At 67.8% G+C, this 15,204-nt stretch carries 15 protein-coding genes; 10 read left to right on the forward strand and 5 right to left on the reverse strand.

Annotation, left to right across the window (positions count from 1 at the left end):
- Nucleotides 1-74 precede the first annotated feature (74 nt).
- The 4 genes from ACFVVM_RS17625 to ACFVVM_RS17640 all read left to right on the forward strand — a co-directional run bounded on the left by ACFVVM_RS17625 (nt 75) and on the right by ACFVVM_RS17640 (nt 3,350).
- Nucleotides 75-698, forward strand: a complete 624-nt coding sequence (locus ACFVVM_RS17625; protein WP_387618909.1) for an AIM24 family protein — start codon at nt 75-77, stop codon at nt 696-698.
- A gap of 8 nt (nt 699-706) precedes the next feature.
- Nucleotides 707-1,402, forward strand: a complete 696-nt coding sequence (locus ACFVVM_RS17630) for an AIM24 family protein (protein WP_387618912.1) — start codon at nt 707-709, stop codon at nt 1,400-1,402.
- 4 nt (nt 1,403-1,406) lie between these two features.
- The gene (locus tag ACFVVM_RS17635; protein ID WP_387618915.1) at nt 1,407-2,171 is read left to right on the forward strand and encodes an AIM24 family protein; all 765 of its coding nucleotides are present in this window, start codon (nt 1,407-1,409) and stop codon (nt 2,169-2,171) included.
- A gap of 123 nt (nt 2,172-2,294) precedes the next feature.
- Complete coding sequence (locus tag ACFVVM_RS17640; protein WP_387618918.1) at nt 2,295-3,350, forward strand: alpha/beta hydrolase; 1,056 nt, start codon at nt 2,295-2,297, stop codon at nt 3,348-3,350.
- A gap of 70 nt (nt 3,351-3,420) precedes the next feature.
- Here the strand turns inward: ACFVVM_RS17640 and ACFVVM_RS17645 are convergent, their stop codons facing one another.
- The 4 genes from ACFVVM_RS17645 to ACFVVM_RS17660 are packed head-to-tail and all read right to left on the reverse strand — an operon-like array spanning nt 3,421 to nt 9,517.
- Nucleotides 3,421-4,230 (reverse strand): HAD family hydrolase, encoded by an 810-nt coding sequence (locus tag ACFVVM_RS17645; RefSeq protein ID WP_387619284.1) that lies wholly within the window; start codon nt 4,228-4,230, stop codon nt 3,421-3,423.
- Between the two features lie 38 nt (nt 4,231-4,268).
- Nucleotides 4,269-7,199, reverse strand: coding sequence for a phosphoribosyltransferase (locus tag ACFVVM_RS17650; RefSeq protein ID WP_387618920.1), 2,931 nt, complete (start codon nt 7,197-7,199; stop codon nt 4,269-4,271).
- Nucleotides 7,196-8,407: an HpcH/HpaI aldolase/citrate lyase family protein gene (locus ACFVVM_RS17655; RefSeq protein WP_387618923.1), complete on the reverse strand. Its 1,212-nt coding sequence runs from the start codon at nt 8,405-8,407 to the stop codon at nt 7,196-7,198. The genes ACFVVM_RS17650 and ACFVVM_RS17655 overlap by 4 nt, the downstream gene beginning before the upstream one ends.
- Before the next feature lie 36 nt (nt 8,408-8,443).
- Nucleotides 8,444-9,517 (reverse strand): hypothetical protein, encoded by a 1,074-nt coding sequence (locus ACFVVM_RS17660; protein ID WP_387618926.1) that lies wholly within the window; start codon nt 9,515-9,517, stop codon nt 8,444-8,446.
- A 337-nt stretch (nt 9,518-9,854) separates the two neighbouring features.
- Here ACFVVM_RS17660 and ACFVVM_RS17665 point away from each other — a divergent pair, with 337 nt between their 5' ends.
- Both ACFVVM_RS17665 and ACFVVM_RS17670 read left to right on the forward strand, forming a co-directional pair.
- On the forward strand, nt 9,855-10,430 hold the full coding sequence (locus ACFVVM_RS17665) for a TerD family protein (protein WP_071930948.1): 576 nt from the start codon (nt 9,855-9,857) through the stop codon (nt 10,428-10,430).
- A 69-nt stretch (nt 10,431-10,499) separates the two neighbouring features.
- Nucleotides 10,500-11,600 carry a DUF475 domain-containing protein gene (locus ACFVVM_RS17670; RefSeq protein ID WP_387618930.1) on the forward strand — a complete coding sequence of 367 codons (1,101 nt, stop codon included), beginning with the start codon at nt 10,500-10,502 and terminating at the stop codon, nt 11,598-11,600.
- Between the two features lie 62 nt (nt 11,601-11,662).
- Here ACFVVM_RS17670 and ACFVVM_RS17675 read toward each other — a convergent pair whose 3' ends face one another.
- On the reverse strand, nt 11,663-13,042 hold the full coding sequence (locus tag ACFVVM_RS17675) for a glycosyltransferase family 87 protein (protein WP_387618932.1): 1,380 nt from the start codon (nt 13,040-13,042) through the stop codon (nt 11,663-11,665).
- A 138-nt stretch (nt 13,043-13,180) separates the two neighbouring features.
- Here ACFVVM_RS17675 and rpsF point away from each other — a divergent pair, with 138 nt between their 5' ends.
- The 4 genes from rpsF (at nt 13,181) to rplI (ending at nt 14,878) form a co-directional block, all read left to right on the forward strand.
- Complete coding sequence (gene rpsF / locus ACFVVM_RS17680) at nt 13,181-13,468, forward strand: 30S ribosomal protein S6 (protein WP_071930950.1); 288 nt, start codon at nt 13,181-13,183, stop codon at nt 13,466-13,468.
- 96 nt (nt 13,469-13,564) lie between these two features.
- Entirely contained in the window at nt 13,565-14,125 is a 561-nt protein-coding gene (locus ACFVVM_RS17685) for a single-stranded DNA-binding protein (RefSeq protein WP_387618935.1), read from the forward strand.
- A gap of 31 nt (nt 14,126-14,156) precedes the next feature.
- A complete protein-coding gene (gene rpsR, locus ACFVVM_RS17690) occupies nt 14,157-14,408 on the forward strand; it encodes a 30S ribosomal protein S18 (protein ID WP_056823934.1) in 252 nt (83 codons plus the stop codon).
- A 17-nt stretch (nt 14,409-14,425) separates the two neighbouring features.
- The gene (gene rplI, locus ACFVVM_RS17695; RefSeq protein ID WP_387618938.1) at nt 14,426-14,878 is read left to right on the forward strand and encodes a 50S ribosomal protein L9; all 453 of its coding nucleotides are present in this window, start codon (nt 14,426-14,428) and stop codon (nt 14,876-14,878) included.
- The last annotated feature ends 326 nt before the right edge of the window (nt 14,879-15,204 follow it).

Here is a 15,204-nt window from a genome sequence, read left to right on the forward strand (position 1 = left end):
CGGATCGGTTAGGGTGACGACGCAGTCGGAACGGGGCTTCGATCCCGCTTGTCAGAGGGGACCTCAGGCCGGTCATGGCGCAATTGTTCGAGCAATCGAAGAAGGTGGTCGCAGCCCAGCTCACGGGGACGAGCGTGCGCGCGATCGCGGGTTCGATGGTGGCCTACGAAGGCACTGTGCAGTTCAAATCGGCCGGGTTCGGCGGCGGCGACGGCGTGCTGGCCGGGCTCAAGCGCCGCGCCACCGGCGAGAAGCTGTCGCTGATGGAATGCGGTGGCAACGGCCGGGTCTATTTCGCGGTGAACGGCCAGGACGTCACCGTGGTGAATCTGAACAACGAGACCCTGCAGGTCGAGTCGCAGCAGCTGCTGGCCTTCGCGGGGAATCTGCGCACCGATGTGCGCTTCGCCGGGGTCGGCGGGATGTCGGCGGGCAACGGCCTGTTCACCACCACGGTCAGCGGGCAGGGCCAGGTGGCGTTGCTGTCGGCCGGTGGTCCGCTGATCCATCTCGAGGTCTCGCCGCAGTTCCCGCTGATCGTCGACCCGGACGCGTTCGTCGCGGCGCGCGGCAATCTCAATCAATCCTTCGTCACCGATGTCTCCTGGCGCTCCGTGGTCGGCCAGGGTTCCGGTGAGGCGTTCTCACTGCGGTGGGAAGGCCAGGGCGTCGTGCTGATCCAGCCGGCGGAACGGTAGGGCGGGCGATGTTCGAGAAGATCAACGGCAAGGTCGTCCGGGTCGACCTCGAGCGGGCAGGCGACGTGGTCGGCCGGACCGGCGCGATGCTGTTCTACACGGGCCAGGTCGCCTTCTCCCCGCACCAGATTCCGGGTGCGGGCGCCGGAATGGGCGGCGGCGGGCTGATGCGGATGGCCGGGCAGATGATGGCGGGCGAGCACGAGCGCACGATGCTGGCGAGCGGAAAGGGCGTTGTCCATTACGGATTCGCCGGGCTCGAGGTGCAGGTGGTGCAGCTGCAGCCGGGTGCGACGCTGCGCGTGGAAGCTTCCCGGCTGCTGGCCAATTCGGCCGCGCTGCAGGCGTCGGTGGTGTCGGTGGCGAGTTCGGGCGGGGGTGGCGGTGGCGGTCTGATGGGCGCGCTGCGCGGTGCCGCCGCCGGCGTGGCGACCGGGCAGGGCATGTTCACCACCCAGCTCAGCGGACAGGGCTCGGCGGTGCTGCTCGGGCACGGCGGATTCCTGGAACTGCAAGTGGGCGGGCAGCATCCGGTGGTCGTCGACCCGCAGGCCTTCGTCGCCGCGTACGGCAACGTCACGACCGAGCTCAAGGCCGCGTTGAGCTGGCGTGACGCGGTGGGCCGTGGTTCGGGCGAGGCGATGCAATTGCATTGCGTCGGACAGGGTGTGGTGTACGTGCAGGCCTCCGAAGAGAAGTTGTGAACCGATGAGCCAAATCCTGTCTCCGCACAATCTCGGTGCCAGCGACAACATTCCGGGCAACGACTACGCCTTCTGCATCGACCTGACCGGCCCGTGGTTCATGCGCAAGGGCGCGATGATCGCCTACTACGGCCAGATCCAGTTCCAGCTGCTCACCCACGGCCTGCAGGGCCACCTCGTGCACATGGTGACCTCCAAGTTCTCCGCGCCGCTGTTCGCGGGTGACTACGTGGTCGCCGAGGGCCACGGCAAGCTGATCATCGGCGACCGCGGCTACGACATCAATTCCTACGATCTCGAGGACGGCAACCTCACCATCCGGGGCGCCAACCTGCTCGCCTTCGAGCCGGGCCTGGCGCTCAAGCAGTCGATCGTGCCCGGGTTCCTCACCCTGATCGGCACCGGCAAGTTCCTCGCCTCCTCCAACGGTCCGGTGATGTTCGCCGAACCGCCGCTGCGGGTCGACCCCGAGGCGCTGGTCGGCTGGGCCGACTGCCCCTCCCCCAGCCACCACTACGACGAGGGCTGGATCGGCAGCTTCCTGGCGGCGGGCGCGGCCAGGATGGGCGTGAACTCCGGCGAGGAGCGCCAGTTCGATTTCACCGGCGCCGGGACCGTGCTGATCCAGTCGACCGAGAAGATCATGAGCGACAACGCCCTGGTCCGCACCATCGAGGGCCAGTTGCAGAGCGGTGTCAGCGTGGGCGGACTGCAGCGGATCCAGGGGGTCATCGCCCAGCAGCTCTCGGGTCAGCAGCAGGGCTACTGACCCGAGCCCACAGAATCTGAAACGAGAACGCGCCAAAAACCGGCGGCGATCGCCGGGTGCCCGCTACGGTGAGCTCCGCCGAGAGAACGGTTCGGCGGTGGTTCGATCAGAGGAGTGGGCGCAGTGCGGCGTCGCAGCATCCGACGGGTCGTGGCGGTGGCAGTGTTCGCCCTCGGCACCTCGCTCGTCACCGGTATTCCCGTGTCCGCCGAGCCGGTCACCGCGCCCGGTGTGACGATCGAGGCGGTGACCTCACCGAACGGGTCCTTCATCGAGAAGATGGAGGTCACCGACGCCCGGCACCTTCGGCTGCACGTGTACTCCGCCTCGATGGACGCGACCTTCCCCGTCGACGTGCAGCGCCCCGCCGACATCTCCACACCGAAGCCCGCGCTGTACCTGCTCAACGGCGCCGGTGGTGGCGAGGATCGCGCGTCGTGGCAATTGCGTACCGACGCACTGGATTTCCTCTCCGACAAGGACATCAATGTCGTCCAGGTCATCGGCGGCAAGTGGTCGTTCTACGCGGACTGGATCAAGCCCGATCCGGTGCTCGGCGTCAACAAGTGGCAGACCTACATCGGGGAGGAGCTGCCACCGCTCATCGACGCGGCGCTGGGCACCAATGGGGTGAATGCCATTGCCGGGCTGTCGATGTCGGGCGTGCCGGTGCTCAATCTCGCCATCAACCATCCCGGGCTCTTCCGCAGCGCGGCGGTGTACAGCGGGCTCACCCAGGTCAGCGATCTCGCGGGCCAGCAGGCGGTGAAGGCGACCGTGGAAATGTACGGCGGCGGCGACATCGAGAACATGTGGGGTCCAGCGGGCGGGCCGCTGTGGGTGGCCAACGATCCGCTGGTCAATGCCGAGAAGCTGCGCGGCACAAACCTTTTCGTGTCCACCGGCACCGGCATCCCCGGCATCCACGACGAACCGGGCGGCCCGTTCCGCATGGAGAAGCCCGCCGACACCCCCAAGACGGTGGCACTCGGCGCGCTGATCGAGGGCGCGATCTTCCTCGGCGCGCACAACCTGCAAGCCCGCCTCGGCCAACTCGACATCCCCGCGACCTTCGTCTACCGGGAAACCGGCACCCATTCCTGGGGCTACTGGCAGGACGACCTCAAGTCGTCCTGGCCCGTGCTGGCACAAGGGCTGTTCCCCGTCCTGGACCGTTGATCACCAGGCTCTCAGGTGAGCATCGGTCGAGAAGCTGACGCCACCACGGCCTGGTGATCAACAGTCCAGATCAGGCGGGGTCGGGGACGGGCGCGAGGAGGGGGTCGGCGGCAACGGTGTGGAACCAGTCGAGGATCTCCTCGCCGGCCAAGATGCCGGCGGCCGCGGTGACAGTGAGGTTGGGGGCGGTGAAGTTCAGTTCCTCGAGTTCGCCGTGGCGGGGGCGGATGGCGGCGTCGGCGGCGCGGAGCATGGGGGCGTCGAGGGCGCCGTCGCCCGCGGCGTACAGCGGCGCGTGCTCGGCCAGTGCGCCGGAATCCACCAGGCGGCGGCGGACTTCGGCGATGGCGAAGCTCTTGCTGACGGCGTCGGGCATCGTGTAGATCTTGCGGCCCTGCTGGGATGCCGACCAGCCGTTCGTCCGGCACCACGCGTCCCAGGTGGCGAGGAACCCCGTGGGGACCGCGTCGGGGTGCACGACCAGGTAGCAGAACAGGTCGTCGGCCTCGCGGTACTTCGCGACCCAGGAATCATCGATGCGGGTGCGCAGTTCGGCGCCGACCTCGGCGAGGGTCGCGCCGGTGGTGCGGACCTGGTCGTCGATGGCGGTGCGCCAGGTCGGGTCGGGGATGCCGTCGACGAGGATGTTGCCGCCGTTGCTGGTGACCGCGTAGCGCCACGGTGCGCCGGGCAGTGCGATCCGCTGGAACTGCTCGATGGTGCGGGTGGTCGTGGGGAGCACCGGCGCCGCGGCGGCCAGCTGCCGTAACTGGGTGACGGCGGTGGTGGTCATGTACGACAGCGGTTCGCCCTCGTAGTACTCCACACATTCCTTCGCCACCGCGTCCGCGCCGCCGAAGGCATTGCGCGAGAAGATCATCGTGCGATCCAGGTCGGTGGCGAACAATGCCTCGGCGGTCACTGGTCGAGCTCCTTGATCAGGCCCATGCAGGAGTACGCCAGGTCGGGCACCACTTCCACTGGGACATCGCGCGCGGCGGCGAGCAGGCGGATGTGGGCGTGTTCGGGGGCGTCGGCCTCGCGGACGAGGACCCGCCACGGCACCCGCCGGAGGAGGACGCGGGTGGTCTCGCCGACGCCCGGCTTCACGAAATTCACACTGGCGACGCCATATTCGGCGCGCACGCGTTCCACCGACGCCCAGCCCGACCAGGCCGGGGTGCGATCGGATTCCTGGATCGCCGCGACCGCGTCCGGGACCTTGTCGGCGATGGCGGGGAAAGCGGCGGTCACCGCGTCGAGCAGTTCGTTGGAGACATCCGCGGCGGCGAGTTCGCTGTAGAACTTGGCGCCGTGGAAATCTCGGGGTCCGATCAAGGTCTCGTTCAGGACCGTGCGTGAAACCAGGCCGGAGACAGTCGAATTCAGGCAGGCCGAGGCGATGAGGAAGTCGTCGCGGGTGCCGTAGGTGCGCACGCTGTTGCCGGGATCGGCCAGGACGACGAGTTCAGGATTGAACCGCGCGCCACCCGCCGCGTGGTAGGCGTCGAGTGCCTCGGTGAGTTCGTGGGTGATCGCACCCTTGCCGGTCCAGCCGTCGACGAACACGATCGAGGCCGGATCATGATGGTGCGCAAGATAGTCCAGCGCCACCGCGTCGATGCCACGATCTCGCACGATCGACACCGCGTAGTGCGGCACCGTCAGACTCGGCCGCCCGACACCACTGGCCAGCCAGCGACGCATGAGCACACCAACCGGCGTTCCCGCCCTGGCCAGCGAGACCAGCACGATGTCCGCACCACGTTCGGCGACAACGAGTTCCGACACGGTCGCCACCGCGAGCGCCAACCGCTCGGCGCTGTCGGCCAGCACCTGGTCGAACAGCTCGCGATACTCCGCGTCTGGCTGATATTCCACCGGCAGCGACTCGGCGTAATGGGCGACACCCGCCTGGATGCGCCGTTCGCGTTCGGCGACGTCGGCCTCCAGATCGGCATCCGAGAGATCCTTCAGCAGCCACGAAACCTCTTCGGGCGCATACGATCCGAACTCGGGTCCACGAAGCGGCTGGGGCAGCGGGCGTCCACCGCGCGTCACACCGACAGCGTCGGCGGAAGCCGCGCCCGCCCCGGCACCGACGGCAGCCGATCCATTCGCCGAGACCACGGTTCCCAGCTCGCCCGCCGACGCGTCGGCCACGGCGGCCCGCGTGGTGACATCAGCCGACGCAGGCCGCGCGGTCGTGTCGGGCCGCGCAGTCGTGTCGGGCTGTGCGGTCGCGTCGGGCACACCATGCCGCGCGATCGCGTCGGCCACGGCAGATCGCGTAGTCACGGCGGACCCGGCAGACCGCGCGGGCGCGTCGGCTCTGGCAGCCGCATCCGCGGGCGCGTTGGATACGGCAGACCGCATAGCCACGGCGGAACCGGTGGGGCGCTCGGGCATGCCCGGTCGCGTCGTTGTGGAGCCGGTGCTCGGGGTCGATCGGGTGGTGCGGGATTCGTGGAGGGCGCGGGGGTCGGCGCCGGGGAGGACGGCGATGAGGACGTCGGCGCCGGAGGTGGTGAGGACGTCGACCAGGCCGCCGGGGGCGATGAGTTCGGGAGTGTCGGCCGGGGGGTCGAGGACGATCAGCAGGACCGGTGCCTCGTCGCTGTCGGGGAGCTGGGCGTTGTAGAGGTAGCGGTGGGCGGTGGGGTCCGGTTCGGGGGCGGTGAAGCGGAAGCCGCGGCGGAGGGGGTAGCCGGGTTCGTCGAGGACGTAAGCCGGTGAGCGGGTGGTGGTTTGGAAGCGGGTGACGGTTCCGGCGTTGGCGAGTTCGGCGGCCAGGCGCAGGGGGAGGTACATGAGTTCCTCGTGGCCGAGCACGATCACCGGGCGGCCGGGGAACTCGGTGTTCAGGCGCGCGTGCACCTCGGCGGTGGCGGATTTCAATGCCACGTCGAAGGCGGAGACATCTGTGTTCAGGATGCCGTGCCGGCCGCCCTCGGGAACCTCGGCGGGCCAGGGGAGTTCGATTCGGCCGAACGAACCACGCTGTGCTGCTCCCGGATTGAGCTCCGGGTCGGGCAGGGCAGCGACAGACTCCACGAGCCCGTCCGGCAATTCGGTGCGACCGGCAGCCAGGCAGACGGTGTCGATCCGCGCACCCAGTTCGGCGGCGAACTTCTCGAACTTGTCCCGGTCGGCGGCGGTGCGCATGTCGACCAGGGAGGCGAGCACGTAGTGCGCGCGGGGGGCGAAGGCGTGCAGGGCGCGGACCGCGTCGATGGCGGTGTCGCCGGTGGAGATCTCGTCGTCGACCAGGACCAACGGCAGATCGTTGGCGAAGATCTCGCCCGGTGCGGGTTGGAGCAGATGCGAGGTGGCGTGCGAGTGCCCCTCCTCGAATCCGGTGAGCGTGGTGGCGCGCGGTTCGTGCCTGCGAGTGGAGTGCAGATAGCAGGCCGCGTCGAGACGCGCGGCCACGCAATGCCCCAGACCCGTTGCGGTCTCGGCGAATCCGAGCACTACCGACTCACGGTCGCCCAGCTTCTCACGCACGAGATCACCGAGCCGATCACCCGCCCCGATCACCACACGCGGATCGGTGGGCAGATGCTTGCCGAGCACCGTGGACACGAGCAGATGCGCCCGCCGCGGATTACGGCGCAGACCTGGCCGAACGAGCTCGCCGATCGACAGCCCGGCGGGCGAGGCATCGAGGGACGACAGGCCGACAGCCGACGGCGTGACCGGACCCGACGCACCTTCGGGCGAAGCCTCGACCGCGACGACTTCAGCCGAAGCGCCAGCAGCCGACGTCGCGGTGAAGGACTCGGTGTGCAGCAGCTGGATCCCCAGATGTTCGGTGGCCCAGGGGGTTTCCCGATCGACCCCGCTCATTCGGCGATCATCGCAGTCAGCAGATCCACGAAGGACACTCCCTTGTTGGCGACGCCGAACGCGCGAGCCCGGACCAGCGTCTGGCGGGCCCAACTGCGGTGCGGGCGCATCTCGTTCATCTTGTTGCGGTATTCCGAGGCGGCCACGCCACCGACGTCGGCGGCCAGGATGTCGAGCGCGTCGGCGTACTCCTCGTGGGTCACCACCGACAGCGCGTGCACGGCGGCCACGTGCGAGGGGTGGATCACCGTCTTGCCCTGGATGCCGTTGGCGCGGTCGAGGGTGATCTCGCGCAGCAGGCCGTCGAGGTCGCGGCTCACCAGGTACTGGCGGAACGGGACCGCGTCGGACTCCTCGAACGGCGCGGTCCGCAGCAGCGGCCGGAACATCCGCTCGTGATCGGCGAAGTACTCCCAGACCGGTCCGGTGATGATGAATCCGGTGCCGTCGGCGCGGCCGAGGTAGTTGACGATGTCGGCGATCACATCGGCGACCACCCGCACGTCGTAGATCGTGAGGTCGCGGTCGCGGCGGATGCCGAACGTCGAGCACATGTCGGTGGCGCCGATCCGTACCGCCAGCAGTTTGTCGCGGTGCGCGGCGAGCAGGTCGGCGATGCGCGAGAGCTGCTCGTCGCGGGTCTGGCGATGGACCAGACTCGCCGATTCCAGCACCGGCATGCCGTAGACCGGGCGGCCGAGCCGATGGCTCGCCGCGTCCAGGGCGGCCAGGTAGGCGGGCCCGGTGACCGCGTCGAACTTGGGGAAGACGAACCCGGTGAGCGCGCTCGCGCCCGGCCCGAGCAGCTCGACCAGTTCGGTCACGGTCTGCGGATCGCGCACCCGCACGAACAGCATCGGATTGGGATCCTGGCTGCGCGCCAGCAGATCCAGCGTCGCCACCGCGTGTTCCTTGGCGGCCGCCACCTGATGATCGGCGACGGCGTCCTCGAGGTCGATCACCATCGAGCACACCCCGCGCGCCGCCCTGCGGCGGATCGTCTCCGCCAGATCGGGTCTGGTCGCGGGGACGTACAGGGTGGCGCCGAGGGCGGTCGCGAGTAACTCCCGATCGTCGGAGGCGACGATCGGTTCCGGCTCGACCAGGAACAACTCCCGGCTGCGCGGACCCTGCAACTGCCGAAAATGGCGCAGCGGAGTCTGCTTGTACAGGCAAACCTCCGGCGCGACGGCATACCCCGCGGTCATTCCCCCCACCTCATCTGTCGGGCCACTGTGTGTTCTCTACTCGTGTTTTCTCATGCGGTCGACCACTCCGGCGATGAACTCAGCGACGGTACCCAGTTCGGACACATACGCCCAATAGTCTGGATGACGACCCGTCAGTCCCGAAGTGATCCGGTCGAGGCGTTCGGCTTGCGCATCGAGCACCGACCCCCACTCGGCGACCAGACCTCGGTCGACCGCGAGCATCTGCGCGTCCCGCAGCCGGAATCGTACGGTGCGGGCCTGCGCTTCGGGATCGGCACGCACCCCGCGGAGCAGTTCGAGCCGTCGAGTGACGGCATCGACCAACTGCTCGGCCTCGGCGAGGTGCTGGCGTGCGGCGGCGGTCAAGTCAAGGGCGTTCTCCGGGTCACGATCGGCAGCCGCGACGCGCGCTCCGACCAGCTCGGCGTCGGCGGCGTCGATGCCGCGCTGGCTTTCCCGCTCATTGTTGGTCAGATCGGCCGAACTCGCAGCACTGAACTCACGCAGCAGTGCCGAGTAGGCGGGTCCGAGCGCGGCGGCGCGGTTGCGCACCGCCGCCAGCCGGGTGGTCACCGAGGCGATCGCGTTCGTGGCGGCCATCGCGCGAGAAGGGGCCTGCGCCAACGCATCCGACAGATCCGTCGTCGCCTGCTTGACCTGCGCGGCGGCCTCGCGCGCACTCGCGACGGCGGCCAGCGGGTCGATCGCCGACGCTGTGATCATGGCCTCATTCAGCCGCTTCACTCCACCGGAGACCGAGGGGTACGCCGCGAACTCCGAGTCGGCCGCCTTCGCGAGCACGCCCTCGGCGTCGGCCCGCACCCGCGTGAGCAACTGCGGCACCGTCGCCCGCACGCTCGCCGCCTCCGCCAGCCCGGCGCTGTTGGCGTGATAGAACTCGTCGACCCCGCGTGCGGCCTCGTGCAGCTGGCGGACCACCGCGTCGGCCCTGGCCGGACCGTGCGGGATCGGCGTCCCGGTCGCCTCGGCGGTGTCGAGTTCCTCGGTCAGACTCAGATAGGCGCCCGCCGCCGCGTAGCAGCGCGCCCGCACCGGCTCCCAGGCCGCGCCGACGCGGCGATCGGGGAAGACCTGATCACTGGCCACCACTCCCGCCTCCGCCGCCGACTGCCTGCGATCCATATCGAGGAAGGCGGCCGAGGTCGCCGCCCGCGCTCCGCTGATCCACTCATGATCAGGCCCCGATCTGAACCATCCGCGTCTGCGAGGTGTCACCGGCACGTCCCCTTCCCGAACCGCGGAACCGTCCACGGCGCGCACTCCTCGTCGATGGTAGGAGATTCCCCCCGTTCACCAGGGCTGCAGCTCGTTCCTACGCAAGTTCGGCGAAACCTATTACTGTCGTAGCCGTACCCGGCGATTCGGACATGCATTCGGAGATTGCCGGGAAACGACACACCGGACCAACCGAAGGGATTCCCGCATGGGTGTCAGTCTGTCCAAGGGCGGCAACGTTTCGCTGACCAAAGAGGCCCCGAACCTGACCGCGGTCGCGGTCGGCCTCGGCTGGGACGTCCGCACCACCACCGGCACCGACTTCGACCTCGACGCGAGCGCGATCGCCACCGGCGGCGACAAGAAGGTCGTCTCCGACAAGCACTTCGTGTTCTTCAACAACCTGAAGTCCCCGGAAGGCGCCATCGAGCACACCGGCGACAACCTCACCGGTGAGGGCGACGGCGACGACGAGGTCATCAACGTCGACCTGGCCAACACCCCGCCGACCATCGAGAGCATCTTCTTCCCGGTCTCGATCTACGACGCGGAGTCCCGCAGCCAGTCGTTCGGCCAGGTGCGCAACGCCTACATCCGCGTTGTCGACCGGGCCAACGGCAACGAGCTCGCCCGCTACGACCTCACCGAGGACGCGTCGACCGAGACGGCTATGGTCTTCGGCGAGCTGTACCGCAACGGTGCCGAGTGGAAGTTCCGCGCCATCGGACAGGGCTACGCCTCCGGCCTGGCCGGTATCGCCCGCGACTACGGCGTCAACGTCTAGTCACCATCATGGACAGGGGGCTCGACATTCCGGGCCCCCTGTTCTTGTGACACAGAAAGGTCCCTCCGCGTGATTACGCGCATCTTCGGCCTGTCCATCGCCATCACGGTGTTCTCGTTGGTCGTGGCCTACCTCTACGGCGGTCTGACCGCGCTGTTCCTCTGCGCGATCCTCGGTATCCTCGAGGTGTCGCTCTCGTTCGACAACGCTGTCATCAACGCCACCGTGCTGCGCCGGATGAGCGAATTCTGGCAGCGGATCTTCCTGACCATCGGCATCGTCATCGCCGTGTTCGGCATGCGCCTGGTGTTCCCGCTGGCGATCGTGTGGGTCACCGCCGGGCTCAACCCCGTGCAGGCCTTCGACCTCGCCCTCAACCCACCGGCGAACGACGCGGCCACCTTCCCCGACGGCAGCCCCAGCTACGAGACCCTGCTCACCGACGCGCACCCGCAGATCGCGGCCTTCGGTGGCATGTTCCTGGCGATGCTGTTCCTGAACTTCATCTTCGAGGAACGTGAGATCACCTGGCTCAGCTGGCTGGAGAAGCCGCTGGCCAAGGCGGGCAAGCTCGACATGCTCGCCGTCGTGGTCGCCGGCATCGGCCTGCTGCTCACCGCGGAGTTCCTCGCCGATCCCGAGGTCCGCGGCACCGTGCTGCTGGCCGGTCTGCTCGGCATGATCGTCTACATCGCCGTCGACGGCCTCGGTTCGATGTTCCACACCGAAGACCTCGAGGAGAGCAGCGGCCCGTCCGAGCTGGTGAAAGCCACCGGTAAGGCCGGCTTCTTCCTGTTCCTCTACCTCGAGGTCCTCGACGCGTCGTTCTCCTTCGACGGCGTGATCGGCGCGTTCGCCATCACCTCCGACCCGATCATCATCGCGCTTGGCCTCGGCCTGATCGGCGCGATCTTCGTCCGGTCGATCACGGTGTACCTGGTGCGCCAGGGCACGCTCTCGGATTACGTGTACCTCGAGCACGGCGCGCACTGGGCGATCGGCGCGCTGGCCACCATCCTGCTCATCTCGATCGGCGTGCACGTCAACGAGCTGATCACCGGTCTGGTCGGTATCGCGTTCATCGGCGCGGCGCTCATCTCCAGCATCCTGCGCAATCGCCGGGCCGAGCCCGACGAGGCGGAGGAGAAGGAAGCCGCTCCGGTCAGCTGAGTCGGCCGAGAAACGCCACAGCGGCGGCGAGTCCCACGGGATTCGCCGCCGCTGTCGTTGTGTCAGGCGACCGGCTGGAGTTCTCGTCCCGAAGTGGACGGTGTTTCGAGCCGGAACGCACCGCGCAGCCGAGCCCGCAGGAAGACGAAGAACAGCGCGATCAGCAGCGCCGAGCGCAACCACACGCCGAACTGGACGACCCCCTCCATCAGCTCGACGCCCTCGCCGGTGCCCATCGAATAGAAGTACCGGAACACCCCGATCCCCACCGCGGCGTCGGCCACCAGATAGGCCGCGACCATCGACCACGGCACCTCGAGCAGCACCAGGAACGGAATTATCCACAGGGTGTACTGGGGTGAGTGGACCTTGTGGAAAAGCATGAATCCGCACAACATGGCCGCGCTGACGCCCACCCACGGGAGCGCCGCCGACGTGGTCCAGCGCCGCCAGCCCACCCACATGGCCACCGCGAACGAGGCGAAGATCAGCGCGGGTGAGGCCACCGACACCAGGTCGTGCCAGGTGTCGGTGGCCTCGACCATGCGACCGGAGATCAGCTGGTGGCCCCAGTACCAGATCGAATTGGTGGTGATGTCGGCCTGGCGCATCTGCTGGAAGGTGATCGAGGCCCGCCACCCCTCCGGCCCGGCCACCGCGAACGGCAGATTCACCGCGGCCACGGTGCCCATCGCGGCCAGCAGGGTCTGCGCGGCGCCGACCACGTCGAGATCGCGCAGCCGTCGTCCGTCGCGCGCCGTGCCCTCGGTGAGCACATACAGCGCGAGCGGCAGCACGAAGATGCCCGGATAGATCTTGAGACAGAAACCGAGCGCGAGCAGCACCGCGGCGATGATCCCGCGGGTGCGCACGGACAGGCCGGTCAACGCGGTCATCACATAGATCGCGGCCACCGCCGTACACACCACCGGCAGTTCCCAGTTGTGGAAGGCGTAGAGCACCAGCGGCGGGCCGATCGCCCACAGCAGGGCCGCCGGGCCGGCGAGCCGGGCCAGCATCCACGCGGTCAGCAGCGCGAACGGCGTGAGCAGCAGCGCCGAGCGCCAGAGGAAATCGGCGTCGTTGCTCACCCCGATCGCCCCCGCCCACATCAGCACGCCGCTGAGCACCGGATACTCCACCGCGCCGCCGGTCAGCGCGCCGTCTTCGGTGATGCCGCCGTCCACGTAGGGGAAGACGTGATTGTCGATATCGCGGCCGAGCCACAGGAATTGGATGTCGGAGTAGCAGACATCCGAATCCTTGCGCTCGTCGAATACCAGGCTGCGACCGTCTTCGTCGATCGCTCCTCCGGCACACCGCGCCTTGTTCGCATAGCCCATCGCGAGGGTGAGCCCGCACAACAGCACAATGAGGAAAGTCAGCGCCGCGGCTCGCGCGGCGCCACGTGCTGCGCGCTGCTGCGGGTCTGCCGAGGCCATGGCAGACACCCTATGCGTGAAGATCGATTTCGCCGCTCACCCCCTGCTCATGTAGCCTTGGCGGGTTGCTGACGCAACGAACCCTCCTGCCATGGAAAGTCCATGGCCGTTTCCTAGTCCACAGGAGGTGATTGGTCCGTGCGTCAATATGAAGTGATGGTCATCCTCGACCCCAGCCTGGACGAGCGCATCGTCGGGCAGTCCCTGGATACCCTGCTCACGGTCGTCAAGACCGAGGGCGGCAAGGTCGACAAGGTCGACATCTGGGGCCGTCGCCGGCTCGCCTACGAGATCGCCAAGCAGGCCGAAGGCATCTACGCGATCGTCGAACTGACCGCGACCCCCGCCACCGTGAGCGAGCTGGATCGCCAGCTGGGCCTCAACGAGACGGTGCTGCGCACCAAGGTTCTGCGCAACGACAAGTAGTCCGCTGCAACATTCTCTCGTTTTCGTCGGTGCCTATCTTTAGGCTCTAGCGCGACAGCGAGTAGCGGACAGCACCGGCGAGCAGGAGGAACCCCCATGGCAGGCGACACGGTCATTACCGTCATCGGAAACTTGACGGCAGACCCCGAGCTTCGTTTCACGCCCGCGGGCGCAGCGGTGGCGAATTTCACCGTCGCTTCGACTCCCCGCGTGTTCGATCGTAATTCGAACGAATGGAAAGACGGCGAGGCCCTGTTCCTGCGCTGCAACATCTGGCGTGAAGCAGCGGAGAACGTCGCCGAGAGCCTGACCCGAGGTGCTCGCGTGATCGTGAGCGGACGGCTCAAGCAGCGCTCCTACGAAACCCGCGAGGGTGAGAAGCGCACGGTCGTCGAACTCGAGGTCGACGAGGTCGGTCCCTCCCTGCGGTACGCGACGGCCAAGGTCTCCAAGGCCGGTCGCGGCGGCGGAGGCGGCGGCTTCGGTGGCGGTTCCGGCAATGCCGGTGCAGGTGCAAGCGCAGGCGGCTACAGCGCCAACAATGGCGGCGGACAGTCGGGCGGCGGCAACGCCGGCAACGACGATCCGTGGGGTAGCGCGCCCGCGGCCGGCTCCTTCGGGGGCGGCGGCCGCACGGATGACGAACCGCCGTTCTGAGGAACGGCACTCATAGTACGGAGAGAAAACCATGCCTAAAGCGCCCGCGCGCGAAAAGGTACTGAAGAAGAAGGCCTGCGCTTTCTGCAAGGAAGCCAAGTCCGGAATCGTCAATATCGATTACAAAGACACCACGCTGCTGCGTAAGTACGTCAGCGATCGCGGCAAGATCCGCGCTCGTCGCGTCACCGGCAACTGCGTGCAGCACCAGCGTGACATCGCTGTGGCCGTCAAGAACTCGCGTGAGGTGGCCCTGCTGCCTTACGTGTCGACCGCTCGCTGAGAAAGGGAGTCAGACAGATGAAGCTCATCCTCACCGCTGATGTCGACAACCTCGGTGCCCCGGGCGATCTCGTCGAGGTCAAGGACGGCTACGGCCGCAACTTCCTGCTGCCCCGCGGCCTGGCCATCGTGGCCACCCGTGGCGCCCAGAAGCAGGTCGACGGCATCCGTCGCGCCCAGGACGCCCGCAAGGTGCGCGACCTGGATCACGCCAACGAGCTGAAGCAGGCCATCGAGGGCCTGGAGTCGGTTTCGCTGGCCGTGAAGACCGCCGACAGCGGCAAGCTGTTCGGTTCGGTCACCACCACCGACGTGGCAGGCGCCATCAAGGCCGCCGGTGGCCCCGTGGTGGACAAGCGCAGCATCGAGCTGCCGAAGTCGCACATCAAGGCGACCGGCAAGCACGGCATCGTGGTGCACCTGCACCCCGATGTGGCTGCCAAGTTCAACCTCGAGGTTGCGGCGAACTGAGTTCGCTGGGAAACCACCCCTGTGTTCGACGCAGGGGTGGTTTCCTGCTGCCGTCATCCGGGTTTTCGGGCGATAGCTGACCGATTGCCGGGTTTGTCCCCGTGCGGCGTGCCGGTTTTCGGCCCCCGGTCGGCAACTCGCTGACCTCCGGTTATTCCACCTGTGGATGACCGAGGAAACCGACCGGTGTAATTGTGACACCGGTCATATCGTGCACGGCTGCTGTTTACCCAACACGCCCGGCCGTTCACCTTCACCGACACGCCGGTACTTCTTTCATCCACAGGTCGAGAGTTGGGTAAAACGGGGTCTAGCAGGGCGTTCCA

This window comes from Nocardia sp. NPDC058176 (assembly GCF_042883805.1).
In the GTDB taxonomy this organism is placed as follows: domain Bacteria; phylum Actinomycetota; class Actinomycetes; order Mycobacteriales; family Mycobacteriaceae; genus Nocardia.